Source organism: Limosilactobacillus secaliphilus, assembly GCF_001437055.1.
GTDB classification, from domain to species: Bacteria; Bacillota; Bacilli; order Lactobacillales; family Lactobacillaceae; genus Limosilactobacillus; species Limosilactobacillus secaliphilus.
The window spans coordinates 18,516-38,509 of sequence record NZ_JQBW01000007.1; the positions used below are offsets into that span (position 1 = coordinate 18,516).

The 19,994-nt window shown below is 44.5% G+C and carries 1 protein-coding gene; it reads right to left on the bottom strand.

Going from position 1 to position 19,994, the window contains the following annotated elements; genetic code table 11:
• Positions 1-113: 113 nt before the first annotated feature.
• The gene (locus IV45_RS03430) at positions 114-19,988 is read right to left on the bottom strand and encodes an MBG domain-containing protein (RefSeq protein ID WP_057740744.1); all 19,875 of its coding nucleotides are present in this window, start codon (positions 19,986-19,988) and stop codon (positions 114-116) included.
• Positions 19,989-19,994: the final 6 nt, after the last annotated feature.

Below are 19,994 nucleotides of genomic sequence, written 5' to 3' on the forward strand. Positions count from 1 at the left end.
CAAAAAAGGCAACCAAACATCGCTTCAATTGAAACGATGTCTAGTTGCCTAAAACGTAATTATTCAATTGTCGGTGTAATCATGGAAATTCCACTTTCACGCATAATCTTTAATTACTGATTGTCTCGACGACGCTTTCTGCCAAAGCCTAACAAACTAGTTGCACCTAGTAATGCTATGCCAAGTGCTGAAAGTTCATCATCTTTATTACCAGTTTGCGGTAACTTGCCCTTAGCAGACGATGAGTGAGCACCCTTCGTGACATTGCCATGCGTCGATGGTGGAACTGATTCACCAGCAGTGCCCGGTTGACCAGGGTTCTGCGGATGTGCAGATGTGCCTGGTGTTCCTGGAGTCGTCACTTGACCCGGCTTGCTTGGGTTCGTCGGGCTAGTTGGGTTCGACGGATTGCTTGGTGACGTCGGACTTGTTGGGTTTGTTGGGTTCGACGGGTTGTTTGGCGACGTCGGACTCGTCGGGCTTGTTGGGTTCGACGGATTGCTTGGCGATGTCGGACTCGTTGGGCTTGTTGGGTTCGACGGATTGCTTGGCGATGTCGGACTCGTTGGCCCAGTCGGTGACGTTGGGCTCGTTGGGGTGCTTGGCGGCGTTGGATTATCAGGACCATCTTCTGCAATCGTGATGATTAACGGAGCTGGATCATAACTAGTGAATTTGTAAATAGTTGATGGCAATGTACCAACAAGATGGTAACCAGTTGGGATATCGAACGTCAGAGTCTTTGTCTCACCCATCTTTCCAGAAACAATCTCATGTTTGATGATCTGATTATTTCCTTGCAAGACATAGTTAATCGGCAAAGCAATGTCCCGATCAGTGTCCGTTGGTTCTGCAGTAGAACTGTAGGTAATGTCAATAGTGACCGGCTTTTGACCATTCTTGACCGTCACAGCTTCAATAGAACTAATTTCCGTGCTGGCACCAGTACCAACTTTCTCGTAAATATGAGCAGTATAACCAGGTACACTGACAGGGTATGCCTGCCATCCGGTTGTGTCTTCACTCCAGCTTCCAAAGTCGCTCAGCTTACCAGTAACTTCATCATACATTGCACTTCTGGTAATCGTAGCCACTTGCGTCACGGTTACCGTTCCTGTTGGCAATTGATTATGAATTGTCCGGTCAATCTTTTGAATTAACTGATCGTGATCAACGCCTGTTGGGATCTCATTAGGAGTATTCCCATCAACCTTCTTCTTAACATGAACCAGGTGAATCGTGATTGACTGGTCACCAGCAGCTGTGAATTGATAGCTTGTTGGCAAAGTTTGCCCGACAGCAAGCTTATAGTGAGCTGGAACCGTTAATTCAAGATCAATCGTTTCACCAGTGGTTCCCGTCTTGACGATTGTTGAACCAACCTGACTGCCACCGTTGTCATCATCGACCAACTTAATGGCTACGGTTTGATCATTAGCAGTGTAGTTAATCGTTACGTTATCAACCGTCTGACCTTGAACTGGCGTCACTTTAGCCACATTGGCTGGACTAGCAGTATATCCAGCAACTGTTGGGGCTGTGTATGCTGGCAGATCGGCCGGACCAGTTACTGTCCAATCACTATAAGTAATCTGGCCCGTGACCTCGTCAACGATAGCGTTACGAATAAATTTAACCGTTTGGGTAATGACAGTCGGTGTGGTATTCGGCGTGTTAACCGTAATCTTCCGCGTAACACTACTATTCAGATCACTTTCCTTCAAACCAGCCTTATCTTCTGGATGATCCGCTGGAACCGTATGCGTACCATGTTTCAGGTAAACATAGTAGTCACCAACGTAGTAATTACCATCCGCAGTAGTCGTCCCTGAGCTTGGATAAGTACTTACGCCACTGTGACCAACCAAGATGTAGTGGTCTGCACTGTAGTTCCAATCACCAGTTGTTGGATCGAAGGTAAATGTCGTTCCTGCTTCACCCTTAATCGTTTGGTCATGAGGTAAGGCAGTACCAGCAGCACCGGACCAACCACCAGCCGGTTCAGTCAAGCCATTCACGTCTTGATAATGGACGATGACTTGGGCCGCTTTGACAATATCAAATTCAGCTTGACCAGAATTCGTCAGCGTTGAATCAACCACAACGTTGCCATTACCGTACTCACTATTCAAAGCATCTTGCAGGTTCGTTAGGCTTGATGAATTAAGCTTGATGAAGTAATGACCTGCATTCGTTGGTGCAGTGATGGAATTACCACTTGCGTCAACCCAATCATAGTCACCAGCTGCTAACTTGCAGGTAACTGGATCAAGGCCATCAATCGTCATGGTAACTTCGATTGTGCCACCGTGGTTAATTTCAGTAACAGTTACCGGATGGCCATCATAAGCCTTACTATTATGACCACTTAACGTTGCAGTTGCACTAGCGGCAGTAATTGTGTAAGTCCCAATCTGGTTAGCAAATTGGGTGCCGTTGCTGTTAACCGTCCAGCTGTAATTGCCATCTTCGAATGATGCCAAGTCAGTCAAGACAACGTAGTAAGTACCAACATTCTTTGGACTGACTTCATTACCATCAGCGTCCACAATCTTGTATTGTCCTGATGCCAAGTCATGCTTGACCCCGTTAACCGTGATCGAGTACTTGGTACCATCAAGGCTCGTCGTTGCTTGATTATCGAAGGTCTTACTATCAAAACCATTCAAGGTAATCGTTCCATTAGCCTTGTTAATCGTGTACGTTGCCGAACCGGTGAATGAAGCATCAGTCCACTTGATGTTTTGATTCGTAGCAAAGTGATCCTTGATTGCCTGTTTACCATGGTCATTCAAGGTCAAAGTGTACGTACCGGCACCAGCTGGGATGGTAGCTGAACCATTCCAATTAAAGTCATTAGCAGTCAAAGTGATGTCTGTTGGGTTGCTATCACCAGGAATAGTGAATCTGACCTTGATGTCGTTGTTAGCATCCTGCTTTTGCACATCGGCGTCACTGACTGCCTGGCCATCGTAAGTCTTTTCACCAAGACCACTTAATGTTGCACTAGCTTGGGCTGCATTAATGGTGTAGGTGAAGCTCCCTGTTGGTGTGAAGCTGTAGTTTGGATTGTCATTCTGCAACTTCGTGATCCCAGCAGGCGTCAGACTAATCTGGTAAGTACCAACATTCGTGTGATCCATAGCCGACCAACTAAAGTCATCTAAGGTCAAGCCATTGGTGTTCAAGCTTTGCCCACTGACTAATCCTGAAGCAGTCAAACCGTTCAGTAACTGATCGAGCGTAACAGAACCTGGCGTCTCATCGTAAGTCTTATTATCAGAACCACTCTGAACAACTGTAATTGACTTCTGATTAATCTTGAAGCTGGCCTGACCTGACAAGTCATCAACCGTTAAGTTGTAGTTACCCTTCAAGCTTGGATCAGCTTGATCAATCTTGTTCTTCAAGTGAGCTAAGATGACATCTTTATTCAAACTCAAAGTATAAGCATTACCACTGGCATTAATTGGCGTACTACCGTTATCCCAAGTGTAATCGCCATCTTGCAGTTGGTAATCAAAGGCCTTGTTCTCATTGCCGACCTTAACAGTGATCTTAACGAGAATGTTACCACCATTATTCAGATCCGCCGTTGAAGCAGCTTGACCATCATAAGTCTTATGGTTGGAGCCAGACAATACAGCCTTCGCAGAGGTTTGTTCGATCGTGAACGTCCCGACCTTGATCTCGCTATCAGCTGGCCAAGTGAAGTTACCAGACAGCTTCTTCAACTTAGCCAAACCATTGGCATTCAGGTAGACATCATAGCTGCCAGACTTTGTTGGAGCGGTGACTTCAGTACTACCTTGCTTGATGGTGTGATCATCCGCCGTTAAGGCATTTTCACCAGAACTTGGGATGGTTGGAACAGCAACACCATTGGCATCCAGTGCTGGCTTGAATTGACTAAGGTCTAAGCCTGAATCATTACCAAAGCTCGTTCCATCATAAGTTGCCGTTTGACTGCCATTGCCAGAAATGGTGATGTTGATTGCGTTGATCGTGTAAGTACCAAGGGCATTGTTGGTCCAATCGTAGTTTGAAGTATGACCATTGCTGATCTTATCCAAACCATGTTTCGTCAACTTAACTTGGTAACTACCAACATCTAATGGTTCTGTTGTCGAACCAGTAGTTTCACCGTTCTTGATGAACTCAAAGTCACCGTCAGCCACGGATAGACCACTTGGAACACTCAACGTTTGCCCATTATTAGTCGTAATCGTTGGAACAAAATTATCGGTATTGAACTGACTCTGACCATTGTAGTCAACGGTTTGGCTATGATGGTCATTAGCGAAGTCAACCGTGGCCGTTGCCTTAGTAATGCTGTACTTAGCATCCTTGTCGACAACCGTCCAAGTGTAGTTCTTGCCGTCATTACCGTCCTGATCTTTGATAGCAGTCAGAACACTATCCTTCAAGGCAACATGGTAGTCGCCAGCATCCACTGGTGCAGAAATGAGATTACCATTTCCGTCAACGAATTCAAGATCGGCATCAGTCAAGTTGTAAGTGAAGCGGTTTGGCAAGGTCAAGGTGTACTTGCTTGCACTTGGGCTGCCTGCTTGACCATCGTAAGTCTTGCTATCGCTACCGGCTAACGTAATCGTTGCTTCGGCTGGCGTTACCTTAAAGTTGCCCTTGCCTGCGCTGGTATAGGTGTAATTCTTAGTACCAAACTTGTTCTCAATGCTTTGCAAACCTTGAGCAGATAAGGTGACCTTGTATTGATCACCAACATTAACTGGCGTAGCACCAGCAAACTGCAGGTCGCCAGCTGAAGGCGTCCAGCCCGTTAAGTTTTGTCCATCTTCAGTCGTGATGGTTACCTGATAGTTGTTAGGATCAATGGTCATTGAATTACCAAAGACCACGCTTTGACCAGTCTCACCAGTCTTGTCACTGACGGTGATCGTAACTGGCATCTGGCTAACGTTAAAGTCCGCCCGCGCATCGGCGACATTGACATCCCAATCGTAGTTGTTCGGATCAATACCAGAAATGGCCTTCAGATGAGCAATTCCGGCAGCCGTCAACTTGACTTGGTAACTGCCAACGTCCCCTGGAGTGGAAACAAAGGTTAAGTCACCTGTTTGCAAACGATAGCCATTGAAGTAACTGGCATCACGACTAGCGATGTTACCAAAGTGCAAAGTATATTGACCATTGTTATTGATGATCGATGGATCGTTGTAATTATTTGAACCATACTTGACGCTTTGGCTGCCATTAATCGTTACCTGGATTTGCCGTGGTTGAACAATGTAGACAGCCGGTTCATGAGCTTCATCAATTGGTGCACTATTGCTGCCTAAACTATTTGTATTCCGCTCAGCATGGCCATCACAAAAGTCATAATCACTGAAGCGTGGATCATTTTTGAGACGACTGCGCAACTGATCAGTAATCTTAACCGTGTATCGACCAACATTAATTGGTAATCCAGCATTTGTACCAGTGTAAGCTTCTTTACCATCAAGGTCGATCTCTAAGTCACCAGCCTGAAGTGTAATCGTTGGCGCTGAACCTGAACCTTGCCAGTTACTTAATGTAACTTGGAACTTATTCAAATCAAGTTTCTCTGGTGAACCATAGTTAACGGTTTGACTACCACTAAGCGTCAGGGCAGCCTTCCGCGCATAAATGGTGTAGAAGGCATTTGTGTCGCCCAGACTAAATTCATAATTCTTTGTTTGTTTTTGAATATTCCGGAGAACCGAATCTTTGAGCTTAATGTAGTAAGTCTTGGTAGTTGTGTTAGTGGCTGAATTGAAGTTGACGTCCTTAACTGGTTGTCCAGCCGCATCGACAACTTCAAAGTCATCGGCAGTCAAAGTGAAGTCAACATCACTTGGCTTACTTGAGTTACCCCACTTCAGCGTAACTCTGCCGTTAGCAATGTCATCCGCGGAGATGGCCGCATTAGTATTGTCATAAACCTTTGATGCTTCACCTTCAACGATGATTGCCATCTTGGCAGCCGTAACGTTAAAGGTTGCCGTGGAATTGAATGACCAATCGTAATTGTTCTTAGTGCCAACTGCGGTTAAGGCTTCAATTGCGGCTTTACCTTGTGGTGTTAAGTCAACTTTGTATGAACCAAAGTTGGTTGGTGCAGCAATGACATTCCCGTCATTGTCGACAAAGTTATAGTCGCCAGCCCGCAGCGTGTAGGTCAAGCCATTGCTCAAGGTGACACTGTAAGTACCTTCACTTAGTGATGCGGCAGAGCCATTGTATCCATGACTGCCTTCACCAATAATCGTTGCTGTAGCAGTAGCTGGGGTAACGGTCAGAACGGCCGTGTTGCCATCATAAGTGTAGGTGTAGTGAGCACCGTCAACGGTATTCTGAATGTTTCTCAAGCCTTGAGCAGACAACTTAACGGTGTAATCACCAACGTTAATTGGGTTTTCGCCAGTTGTGAACTCTAAGTCACCAGCCTGTAACGTGTAAGTCTTACCGTTACTCAAGGTAACCGTGTAATGTCTGCCATATGGAATCTGAGCAGTTGAACCGGTGTAGGTGACGGAAGCACGACCATTTAAAGTTATGCTTGCCGTTGCTTTATTAACTGTCAACGTACCAGAACCAATTGAAGTCCACTGGTAATTATCATGACCATCAATTGCGTCCCGTACCTTTTGCCAGCCTTGTTCAGTCAATTCAACTGTGTAGGTTCCAGGTTCCTTAGGCGTCTTAACTGTGCCATCCTGGGTAATCTGGTAGTCCCCAACAGTCAAAGTTAAGGTGCTAGGTACATCAATCGTTGCTTGGTGACTGTTATCAGTTGTGATGGATGGCTTGAACTTAGTTAAGTCTAAGCTGATGTTATTACCATCCCAAGTTGCCGTTTGCTGGTTAGTCGTTGGATCAAGCTTGATCGTGGCATTCGCCTGCTTAATCGTGTAACCGTAGTCACCAGTTACGACAGAGAAGCTGTAATTCTTATTAGCAGCCTGCAATGCTTGTAAACCAGCAGCGCTCAACTTGATCGTGTAGGTTCCAGCATTGGTTGGTGCACCAGTTAATTTAGTTGCCCCTTGGTACCAATCAAAGGCACTAGCAGTCAAAGTACTGGTGTCTAAGTTTTGACCGGCAACTAAACCACTGCCACTCAGACTATTCTTCAAAGTGTCCAGACTAACTGCAGCCGGATTGCTGTCATAAGTCTTTTCACCAGAATTGCCTTGGTTAACGGTAATGCCCAGTGGATTGATCTTGAAGTCGGCGTTTCCAGTGACACTAGTTGGAATTTCGACGTTTCCCGCACCCGCGATGCCATCGATAAAGCTCTTCAAGTGAGCCTTACCAGTTGCAGTCAGGTTAAAGGAAATCGTGTAATCGCCAGCATCAGTTGGTGCCGTGTGATCAGTCGTGTTCCAAGTGTAGTCACCAGCCTGCAGAGTGTAAGCATGATTGCCAGTGGTTCCTGGAATCGTGACGTTAACTTGGATATTGCCACTATTAACGTCGCTCAATTCAGCCGCTTGACCGTCATAAGTCATGCTTGCGTTGCCGGCTAAGGTAGCCGTTGCCGTAGCCGCTTCAACGATATAGGTCTTAATGCCAGTAAAGTTAGTGGCTGGCCAGTCAATATTACCGTTGTCTTTATTGGCAGCGATGATATTGTTGCGTCCCACGTTACTCAACTTAACCTGGTAAGTACCAACCGTGGTTGGAACAGTGGTAGACCAAGTCCGGCCATTATCGCTGGAGAATTCAAGATCGCCAGCTTGCAGAGTGTAGCTTGGTGTGAAGCCATGAATTACAGCTGGATCAGTCGTCAAGGTGACACTGTAATGAGTGTAGTAGTCTGGATCAGCATTACCGAACGTGATTGTCCGTGAACCGTTTAAGGCTACTGAACCCTTGGCTGTCTTGATCTCATAGCTGTAACTATTCTGATCATCATTAATTGAAAGATCATAATTAGTGTTCTTGTTCTTTAAGGCAGTTAAACCAGCGTTGTTCAACTTAATCGTGTAAGTGCCGTGATCAGTCGGTGCATTATCCAGCTTGTTACCAGATGCATCGTACCAGTCAAAGTCAGCAGCAGTTAAGCCTGAAAGATCTAAGCTATGACCGCTTACTAAATCATTACCACTAATCTTGTCCTTCAATTGGGCAAGTGGCGTTTCAACTTGGTTGCCATTATAGGTGACACTAGTTGAACCAGCTAATGAAACGGTAGCTACCTTCTTGTTGATCGTAAAGGTGGCAGTCCCACTCAAAGCAGAAGCAACAATATCAACATTATTCTTCCAAGCACTATCTGCTGCAATTGCGTCCTTCAAGTTCTGTAAGATGTGGTCCTTGTTCAAGGATAAAGTATAGCTGCCTTGATCAGTTGGAGCATAACCAGCTGTCCAAGTATAGTCATCATCTTGCAGAGTGTAAGAGATCGTCTTGTCGCTATTTGGAATTGTGATCGTGACGGTGATGTTGCCGCCATTGTTCAGATCAGCGGTGGAAACAGCTGAACCGTTGTAGCCACGAGCGTTCTCACCAGACAACTTAGCGGTTGCGGCAGCTTCGGTAATCTTGTAAGAACCATCCGTTAAGCCGGAAAGGTCAGTATTAGCCCAATCAAGGTTAGCCGCGTTATCGGTGTTGTTATGGATCTTAGCCTTACCATCATCGGTCAATTCAATCTTGTAATCGCCAACATTTACTGGTGCATCATTGCCTGCGTAAACCGTTCCGTCACTGGCTACGAATTGGTAATCACCGGCATCCAAGGTAATCGTTGGGTTGCCTGGTGCGGTGATCGTCACTCCAATTGGCGTCGTGTAACTACTAATTGGTTTGCCATCGAAGACCTTTTCGCCAACACCATGGAAGGTAACCGTTGGTGTGGCCTTGGTAATTGTGAAAGTTCCGAAGCCAGCAGAATCAACATTGTAGCTGTAGTGATCTGGATCAAGTGCATTGATAGCATCCTTGCCTTGCTTACTCAATTGAATGTGGTATTGGCCCACATTCGTTGGATCCTGGCTTGGGGCAAATTCCAAGTCACCATCACGCAAGGTATAAGTCTTGCCATTGCCTAAAGTGATCTTATAATCACTGACATCAATATCAGTATCACCGTAAGCGGCATCCTTGTAGACTTCGCTTTGTCCGCCATTGACATTTGCCAACGTTACAGCAACGCCATCCGCCTTCTGGATCTTGTAAACAGCTGAAGCAGCATTGATCCAGTTGTAGTTATCAGTAGCTGATTGTAATTTAGCAAAACCAGTATCGCTCAAACCAATTGTGTATTGGCCTAAATCAGTTGGTTCGGTGGTTAACTTCGTCCCGTTAAAGGTGAAGTCACCAGCAGCAACTGATAAGGTAACACCACTTGGCAGAGTCAAGGCTTGACCGTTGTTAGTGGAAATAACTGGCGTAAACTTGCTTGGATCAAACTTGCCAGTTTCACCGCTGTAGTCTACGGTTTGGCCAGCACCAGTAGCAAAGTTAACCGTTGCCGTGGCCTTGTTGATGACGTAAGAACCGGTCCCGGTGATATCGGTATTCGTCCAGTTCAAGTTATCAGCATTGACGGCCTTGATCTTGTTCTTACCAGCTTCAGTTAATTCAATTGTGTAAGTACCAGCATCGACTGGTGCAGTCGTGTAGGTGTGACCATCTTTGATCCAGACATAATCAGTTCCCGCAGTCAATGTAATAGTTGTCGCTGTATTTGGAGCGGTAATCGTTACACCAATTGGGGTGGTGTAGTCCGTGCTGCTTAAGGCAGAACCGTTGTAAGTCTTAGAACCAGTACCTTGGAAGGTAGCCGAAGCACTAGCCTTGTTAATTGTGTAGGTGCCAGTGCCAGAAATACCGGCATTTGCCCAGTCAAGGTTGTCACCATTAGCGATTGCGGCCTTGATCTTATCTTCACCAGCGGTAGTTAATTTGATGGTGTAAGTGCCGGCGTCGACTGGGGCGGTCGTGTAAGTGTGACCGTCCTTGGTCCAAACATAGTCGGTACCAGCGGTTAAGCTAATTGGATTCTCACCCGCATTTGGTGCATCCGTGATTACCAAACCAATTTGGGTGGTGTAATCAGAATTGCTCAAAGCTGAACCGTCATAGGTCTTTGAACCAGCACCTTGGAAGGCAACGTGTGGCGTGGCCTTCGTAATGGTGTACGTTCCTGTACCCGTGATCTCGGCATCCGTCCAAGTCAAGTTAGCAGCGTTGACGGCCTTTATCTTATCCTTACCAGCAGCAGTCAACTCAACGGTGTAAGTATCGGCATCGACTGGAGCACTGGTATAGGTGTGACCGTCCTTGGTCCAGACGTAATCAGTTCCCGCAGTCAAAGCAGGATTATCTGCCGCGGTAACACCAGGAGCAGTAATGACAACCGTTGGTGCATAGCCACTGATTGCACTACCATCATAGGTCTTGCTGCCATTACCAGAGAAGGCAGCCGAAGCGGAAGCCTTAGTAATCTTAAACGTCCCTTGACCAGCGTCGAACTTGCTGAAGTCGAAGCTAAAGTGACTTGGGTCAGCGGCATTCAGATGATCCTTACCAGCCTGGCTCAATTCAACATGGTAAGTGCCGACATTCTTAGCATCAGTGCTTGGAACGAATTCCAAGTCACCGGCTTGCAAGGTGTAAGTAAAGCCAGTTGGCAGGGTCAGCTTGTAGTCACTGACATCGATGTCGGTATTGCCATAAGCAGAACCCTTGTAAGTTTCACTTTGACCATCACTAACGTTAGCTAATGAAACCGTACTATCACTATTCTTTTGAATGGTGTAAGTACCAAGCGATCCATCAACCCAGTCGTAGTTAGTAGTGTCGGTCTTAATCTTACTTAAACCGCTAGCACTGAGGTAAACATGGTAGTTGCCAATTGCGGTCGGTGCGGTGATTTGACGGCCTTGATCATTAGTAAAGATGAAGTCACTGCTGTCAAACGTGGTCGTGGATGGAATTGTCCAGTTGACTCCATTATCCGTGCTTACACTTGGCGTGAAGTTCGTTGCATCAATCGTGGCAGCTGAACCATCATAATTCTTCGTTTGGCTACCAGCTAAATTAATCGTGGCGTTTGCCTTATCAATCGTGTAGGCAATGTGCCCAGTAACCTTGCTGAAGTCATAGTTGGCGTTATTTGCCTGCAGCTTGTGCAAACCATCATCGTTCAATACGATTTGGTAATTGCCGGCATTAGTTGGTGTTGAGCCGTCCCACTTGAAGTCGGCATTAGTCAACCCAGTTGCATTGAAACTTTCACCAGAAACCAAGCCAGTTGCTTGCCAGTTGCCTGCTTTATTGGCATTGATTGTGCCAGCCGTGCCATCGTACTTCTTGTTATCTGAACCAGAGAAGGAAACATCGGTTAAGGCCTTCTTATTAATCGTGACCGTGATCTGGCCGGAACCTGACCAGTTAAGGTTGTCAGCTTGAATTGCCTTAATTTTATTAATGCCACTTTCAGTCAAACTAATCGTGTAGGTACCGGCATTCTTCATCTCAGTAACTACAGCACTTGCCGCGTCTTTAATTTCATAATCAGAAGTGCCAAATGAGTAATCATGACTGTTGCCAGCTGGATCTGGGTAAGTCAGGGTTACCTTCATGCCCGTATCTACTGTTGAAACAGCCTGTCCATCATAAGTCTTGGTGTATTGACTGCTGTTGTCACCAGAAAGTGCCCAAGTGGCATCAGCTTTCTTAACGATCAACTTGGCACTTGAACCAGTACTATCAAACGTCCAAGTGTAGTTGTCGTTAGTTGTCCCAGCGGCGGCCTTGATATGGTCCAGTCCGGCTTGGGTCAACTCCAAGATGTACCCAGCGCTATTAGCATTCGTGTGATCGTTAGCGACAAAGTCTAAGTCCCCAGCTTGTAGAGTATAGGTTTGTCCATTGCTCAAGGTAACGGTGTAGTTTGGACTAGAAGCTGAACCGTAATCGATCACAGCAGGTGAGCCGGTATAGGTAACTGTGGCAGACCCAGCAATCGTAGCTGTAGCAGAAGCTGGGGCAATGTCGTACTTACCGCTTCCCGTTACAGTTGTCCAGTTCAAGTTGCTGCTATTAATAGCCTTGATCTTGTTAATACCAGCGGTGGTTAACTCAACAATGTAGTTGCCAACATTAACCGGAGCAGTTGTCAAAGCACTGCCAGTCTTGTGGCCTGCACTATCTGTCTTGTACCAAACGTAATCAGTACCGGCCGTTAAAGCAAAGTCCGTACTGGTGGTGCCTGGTGCGTTAAAGCCTTCAGTTGGGTTGTAGCTAAATTGATAGTTACTAATTGCACTGCCATCGTAAGTCTTAGTAGCATCCCCACCAAACTTAATCGTGGCATCAGCCTTGGTAATGGTGAATGTACCAAAGCCAGCAGTATCAACATTGTAGCTGTAGTGGGTTGGGTCGAGTGCGCTGATCGCATCCTTGCCCTGCTTGCTCAACTGAATGTGGTATTGGCCCACATTTGTTGGATCTTGGCTTGGAGCAAATTCCAAATCACCAGATTGCAAGGTATAAGTCTTACCGTTGCCTAAAGTGATTTGGTAATCGTCAACGACAATATCATTCTGGCCATAAGCAGTACCTTTGTAAGTTTCACTCTGTCCGCCACTGACATTTGAAAGGGTAACCTTAACGCCACTTGCCTTTTGAATCTTGTAAGTAGCTAAGGCGTCATTGACCCAATCATAGTTATTAGTAGCAGATTGCAGTTTAGTAAATCCGGTATCACTTAAGCCAATCGAGTATTGTCCTAAGTCGGTTGGTTCCGTGGTCATCTTCGTACCATCAAAGGTGAAGTCACCAGCGGCAACTGACAGAGTAACGCCACTTGGCAGGGTCAGGGTTTGACCATTGTTAGTGGAAATCGTTGGTAAGAACTTGCCAGCATCGAATTGGTTAGCTTCGCCGTTGTAATCAACTGTTTGACCGACGCCATTAGCAAATTTAACCGTCGCCGTGGCCTTGTTGATGACGTAAGAACCGGTGCCTGTGATGTCATCATCCGTCCAGGTCAAGTTAGCAGCGTTAACAGCTTTGATCTTATCCTTACCCGTGTCAGTCAATTCAACAACGTAAGTGCCGGCATCGACTGGCGCAGTTGTTATAGCAGAACCAGTCTTATGACCTTCACCATCAGTCTTGTACCAAACATAATCGGTACCAGCAGTCAAAGCAGGATTCTCAGAAGCTGAAACACCAGGAGCAGTAATCTTAACCGTTGGTGCGTACCCACTGATTGCACTACCGTCATAAGTCTTGGCGCCATTACCAGAGAATGTGGCCGAAGCGGAAGCCTTAGCAATCTTGAACGTACCTTCACCTGCATTGAACTTGCTGAAGTCGAAGCTAAAGTTAGTCGGATCAGCAGCATTTAAGTGATCCTTCCCGGCTTGACTTAATTCAACATGGTAAGTTCCAACATTTGTGGCATCCGTGCTTGGAACGAATTCCAAGTCACCGGCTTGCAGAGTGTAAGTAAAACCAGTTGGCAATGTCAGCTTGTAGTTACTTACATTGATGTCGGTATTACCATAAGCAGAACCCTTGTAGGTTTCACTTTGACCATCACCAACATTAGCTAATGAAACAGTACTATCACTATTCTTTTGAATCGTGTAGGTACCAAGTGAACCATCAGCCCAGTCGTAGTTGGTAGTGTCGGTCTTGATCTTGCCCAAACCACTAGCACTGAGGTAAACGTGGTAGGTCCCAACAACTGAAGGTGCCGTAATTTCATTACCACGCGCATCGGTAAAGATAAAGTCACTAGCAACAAAGTGAGTAGTAGTTGGAATATTCCAGTTAATATTGTTGTTAGTAGCAACACTTGGCGTAAAGTTAGCAGCTGTAATCGTTGCAACCTGTCCATCATAATCTTTCGTTTGACTACCAGTCAGGTTAATGGTTGCCTTAGCCTTCCTGATTGTGTAGCCATAGTCACCAGTTACGGCAGAGAAGCTGTAGTTCTTGTTAGCAGTTTGCAATGCTTGTAAACCACGAGCATTTAACTTAATCGTGTAAGTCCCCGCATCGGTTGGTGCACTAGTTAATTTAGTGGCACCTTGGTACCAGTCAAAATCACTGGCAGTTAAAGTACTTGTATCTAGGTGTTGACCAGTAACTAAGCCACTGCCACTCAGACTATTCTTCAACGTATCCAGACTAACTGAAGCCGGATCACCGTCATAAGTCTTTTCACCAGAATGATCCTGGTTAACTGTAATTGCTAATTGCTTAATCTTAAAGTCAGCAGTACCAGTAACACTGGTTGGAATGTTAACATTGCTTGCTTCAGCCAAGCCCTTGCCTGCAATTCCATCGATAAAGCTCTTCAAGTGAGCCTTACCAGTTGCCGTCAAGTCAAAGGAAATCGTGTAGTTGCCAGCATCAGTTGGTGCCGTATGACCAGTTGTATTCCAAGTGTAATCGCCAGCTTGCAAAGTGTAGTCATGATCACTAGTAGTTCCTGGAATCGTGATTTTTACTTTGATATTGCCACTATTAACATTACTCAACTCAGCAGCCTGACCGTTATAAGTCATGCTTGCGTGGCCGGCTAAGGTAGCCGTTGCAGTGGCCGCTTCAACAACATAAGTCTTGATGCCACTAAAGTTAGTAGCTGGCCAAGTAATATTACCGTTATCCTTATTAGCTTCAATAAGATTGTTGCGTCCAGCGTTGCTTAACTTCACTTGGTAAGTACCAACGGCGGTTGGCACAGAAGTAGACCACGTCCGACCGTTGTCGCTAGAGAATTCTAGATCGCCAGCTTGCAGAATGTAGCTTGGTGTGAAGCCATGAATTACAGCTGGATCAGTCGTCAAGGTGACACTGTAATGAGTGTAGTAGTCTGGATCAGCATTACCGAACGTGATTGTCCGTGAACCGTTTAAGACTACTGAACCCTTGGCTGTCTTGATCTCATAGCTGTAATCGTTTTGGTCAGCCTTGATCGAGAGACTGTAGTTAGTGTTCTTAGCTTGCAAAGCAGCCAAACCAGCGGCGTTCAACTTAATCGTGTAAGTGCCATGATTGGTTGGTGCACTAGTTAATTTAGTTGTGCCATCGTACCAGTCAAAGTCACTGACAGTTAAAGTGCTTGTATCTAAGCTTTGACCACTTACTAAACCACTACAACTGATCTTGTTCTTCAATTGAGCAAGTGGTGTCTCAACTCGATTGCCATTGTAGGTAACAGTTGTTGAACCAGTTAATGAAACGATAGCTGCCTTCTTGTTAACTGTAAAGGTTGCAGTACCACTCATAGCCGAATCAGCAATACCAACGTTGCCCTTCCAAGTTGAATCTGCAGCAATCTGAGCTTTCAAGTGTGCCAGTACATTAACCTTGTTCAATGACAAGGTGTAGCTGCCTTGGTCAGTTGGTGCAGAACCAGTTGTCCAAGTGTAGTCACCATCTTGTAAAGTGTAAGAAATCTTTTTGTCGCTATTTGGAATAGCAATCGTGACAGTAATGTTGCCGCCGTTGTTCAGATCAGCGGTGGAAACAGCTAAACCGTTGTAGTCACGATTGTTCTCACCAGACAACTTAGCGGTTGCGGCTGCTTCGGTAATCTTGTAACTGCCTGTGCCAGAAATAACGGCATTAGCCCAATCAAGGTTGTCACTATTAGCAGTTGCGGCCTTGATCTTATTTTTGCCAGCATCAGTTAATTCAATGGTGTAATCACCAGCATCAACAGGTGCAGTGGTGTATTTATGACTGCCCTTAGTCCAGACATAATCTGTACCAGCAGTTAAACTAATTGGATCATTACCAGCGTTTGGTGCATCAGTGATCGCTAAGCCAATTTGAGTGCTGTAATCAGAACTACTTAAAGCTGATCCGTCATAAGTCTTAGAACCTGTACCTTGGAAGGTAACGTGTGGTGTAGCTTTAGTAATCTTGTAAACCACATATGAAGTCTTCGGATCATACTTCCAAGTGAAGTTAGAATCAAGGTTCTTAAATTTATCAAGACCCTGTTTATTCAAAACGATATGGTAAGTTCCAACATTGACTGGCTTATCGGTAAGAATATTGCCATTCGTGCTAGCAAACGAGAAGTCGCTGCTATCAAGCGTTACATTTTCAGCACCAGTCGGCCAAGTTAAAAGATCATTACTCTTCTGAATATTATGAGTTATACCACTTGGAATAACTGTATTAGCAGAATCACCAGTGTAAGTTTGATCAACTTCATCATGACTAATGGTGATTGTTCCAGAATTCTTAATGTAGGTTACGTCAACAGTGGTATCGGCAGTATCTGGTGTAACTGTTGCTTCAGTAACGCTTGTCGCTACATTTCCATCAACAAGCGCGGTGTACCCTGATTTCATAACGTTATATTCAGCCCAGGTACCTGTTGGAATACCATCTCTATCAGTTGATTTATGATTCCAGACATTATCACCAGGAACAAAATGATAAGCATCATCCTTTAAACCACCAAGTACAACGGCCGTGTCATCATTATTTAATCGAGCTTCACGATTGAAAGTAACCTTTTGTGCAACAGAATGAACAGTACCATCCGGATCAGTAATGTTAATCGTTCTCGTAACCGTCTTATTTAAAAGTGACTTTGGTACATAGAAAGTAGTCAACTCATTCCGGAAATACCATGTTGGATCAGTAGCATTAGTAAACTGGTTATTATTAGTATTGCCATCTTTATAAGATGGGGCACCAAATGTATCGCTATTAAAGCTCCCGTCTTCTCTAAACTTTACAGGCTCATAATCAGTTAAGTATGGGATTTTGATATTCCACGAATTTTTGCCGTTGTTGGATGCAATTCCGGTCCACAAGTCTTTGCCAGAAATAACGGTAAAGCCTGGCGTAGATGTATCACCAGCTGTAGAATCCCACTTCCAGCCGCTATAAGTTGCTTCCCATTTGCTTGGATCGGTACTGCCATTGGTTGCAAAACCACTAGCATCCTTTTTATACCAAACCTTGATTTGGGCATAGGATTGCTTAGTGCCATCTGGCAGAGTTACAACATCAGCATCACTATAGCTGTTTGGATCATTGATGTCACCGTTGACGTATTTCTTAAAGTGTTCAGTGATGGTTCGACCTTCAGTCTGTTCAGCCGGAATATAGTAAATAGTGTGTTCTGGAGTACCTTCATAAACAGTTGAGGCGTCAGTATAAGCAATGGAATTCTTGCTACTATCTGTCGTTCCCGTACTGTTGTAGCTCGGGAAGACAAAATTATTGGCTGGAACAGTAGATTGTTGACCATTCTTGTTCTTCGTCCAGTCACCGTTTAAGTATGCTTTATAGCCATCTATTGTTGGCACTTCAGCTTCAACTGGATTCCATGAAGTTGGCAAACTTGTCCAAGTTCCTGATACAACTTTATAGCCATTGCTAAATCCATCTGCATTGTAACTACTATCAAAAAGCCATGGTGCGGTATCAACCATCTTGTTAGTTACTAAGTCAGTATCACCAGTTCTCTTGTAGTAAACATCAAGAACGGCATCATCATGAGCCTTTTGACCAGCATGTTCACCAGCACCATAAACATAATGAACCGTAATTTGACGGGTTTCATATTGGGTAGTTTCACCATGTTGATGAACTAACTTAATTTGAACAAGCGTCGGTTTAGCACTATCGGTTGACTGATCCAAGAATGTAATGCTTGTTGGAATAGTCTGACCAGTTGCCAATTCATAATGAGTTGGAACATCTAACCCACTGATAGTCACATTTTGGCCGGCTTTACCTGAAACAGTAACTGGTGAACCAACTGTTGAATCGTTATTATCAGTATCAACAAATTGGTATTGAATATAGCGAGTCTCAGTACCTTCATTAATTGTAAACTTAGCAGAACCACCAACAGCATTTTCGGCAAATTTAACGTTCGATACTTCGTTGCCTTGTGCATCAGTACCGGAACCAGCTTCTGATTCAATCAAGCTCTTGACCCGGCTAATACCAGTCGTACTTAATTTAAGTTTGTAAGGTGTCGTACTTGCATCCACTGGTGCATGACCATCACTCGTATCCCAAACATAATCATTGGCTGTTAAAATGATTGTCTTTTGTGCATCTGTAACACCTGGGAAGCTGACGGTTACCTTAATGTCACCATTTCTGCTGTTAATTTCATCTAAAGTTACAGCTGCTCCATCATAAGTCTTACTGCTAGATCCACCAAGAGTTGCAGTAGCGTCAGCTTGGGTAATGGTGTAAGTTGCTTGACCGCCAACTCCATTATCTTCAAAGGTAATATTTTGAGTTGTGCCATCTAAGCCATAGCCTGCAGCTTGAACCAATTTATCCTTCAGACTGCTAATCAAGCTATCTTTTAACTTGATATAGTAAGTACCCACATTAGTCGGAGCTGAATCCAGTTTCTTCAGTGTTCCATCAGAATTCTCAGTGTACCAATCAACATCTGTAGGTTGAACATTGGCACTTTGGAAGTCTGGATAATTGGTGTTGAAGTAAATAGTATTATTACCACTCTCAACGTAAGGTGGAATATTGTTAATACTTTGGGCTGAACCGGTGTAAACACCAGAGCCTTCCCCACCTAAAATAAACTTAACCTTTTCTTGGTTAATCTTAAATTGAGCGTAGCTATCATCACTAAATGAGCTAGTAGACCACTTTAAACTGTTGAAGTACTTGTCACCTAGCTTACTCTTCAGCCAATTTTGAATGTTTTGCTTACCAGTATCATTGATCTTCAAATAGTAAGTTCCGACACCAGTTGGCTTACCGTTTGAACCTTCAAGACTGTTATTGTAGGCAACATAATTATTACCACTCTTGGTGTACCAGCTGTAATCACCATCAACTAAGGCGTAAGTATAACTAGTATCATTTGCCTTACCATCATTACCTGGGAAAGTAAACGTTACCTTAATTGGGTCACTACTACTGCCATTCTTCAAATCGTCAGTAGAAACAACATGGCCGTTGTAATCACGTTCACCCTTACCATTTAAAGTAGCAGTAACATCTGCCTCAGTGATCGTGTAGTCCATCGGCGTGTTTTCGAATGTCTTCCCAGCGTTAACGCTCTTTAAACGGTTAAAACCGGTTGGTGAAAGTTCAAACTTATAGCTACCTACATAAATTGGTGCTTTGGTCAACGGACCACCAGTACTATCAAGCCATTCAATGTCAGCATTAGACAAATCAGTTGGGATCGTCAAAGCACTACCATTTGAGTCCTTTAAGACCATGCTGCCATTCTTTAATTCATTTACAATTTGACCAGTAGTTACAGCTTGATTGTCAAATTGCTTGCTTTGTGGTGATGTGTAAATACCACTAACGATGTTAATTGGCACATTGACCATGTAATAGCCATCGGGTTCACCATTGCCACGTTCCTTGGTGTACTTAACCATTACATAGATATTGTTATTAGTATCAGCACTGGCAATATCGCTATCTTTTAGAGCACGGTAACCAGTTACCGGAATGCCTTCAAGGGTGTGCTTGCCAACACTAGCATCCTTAACTACCCAGTAGTAGTCTTGCTGATAAGTACCTAACAGCGACTCAGCTAAATTAGTTAATTGGCCTTTAGCAGATGTACTGTTAAATGCACCCATATCTTTAGCAACAAAGGTTGGGGCAGTAGTATTTTTGTTTTCTGGTGGATAAATACGTACTGGGATTACTGGGGTTTTATCACCATTTGACCGATACAGCTGTGAACCATCAGTGAACATAATCTTCATACCAGGCCATACAATATAGTACTTATTCCCTTGGGAATCAGTTGTATTTATTGTACCTGGAAAACTATGTGCCATTGCAGTTTCAAAACGATCAACACTGCGAATATATTTATCAATTGTGGCTTGGCTTACTCCAGCTTTCCAGTGAACTTCATGAATGTTGCATCCCCAAGTCAACTCATATTGCGGTTCAATATCTTTATTATTAGTAACTGTATGTGAGACCATGTAATCAAGATCATTATAGAGTTGAACACCCATCTGGTCAGCCATTGACTT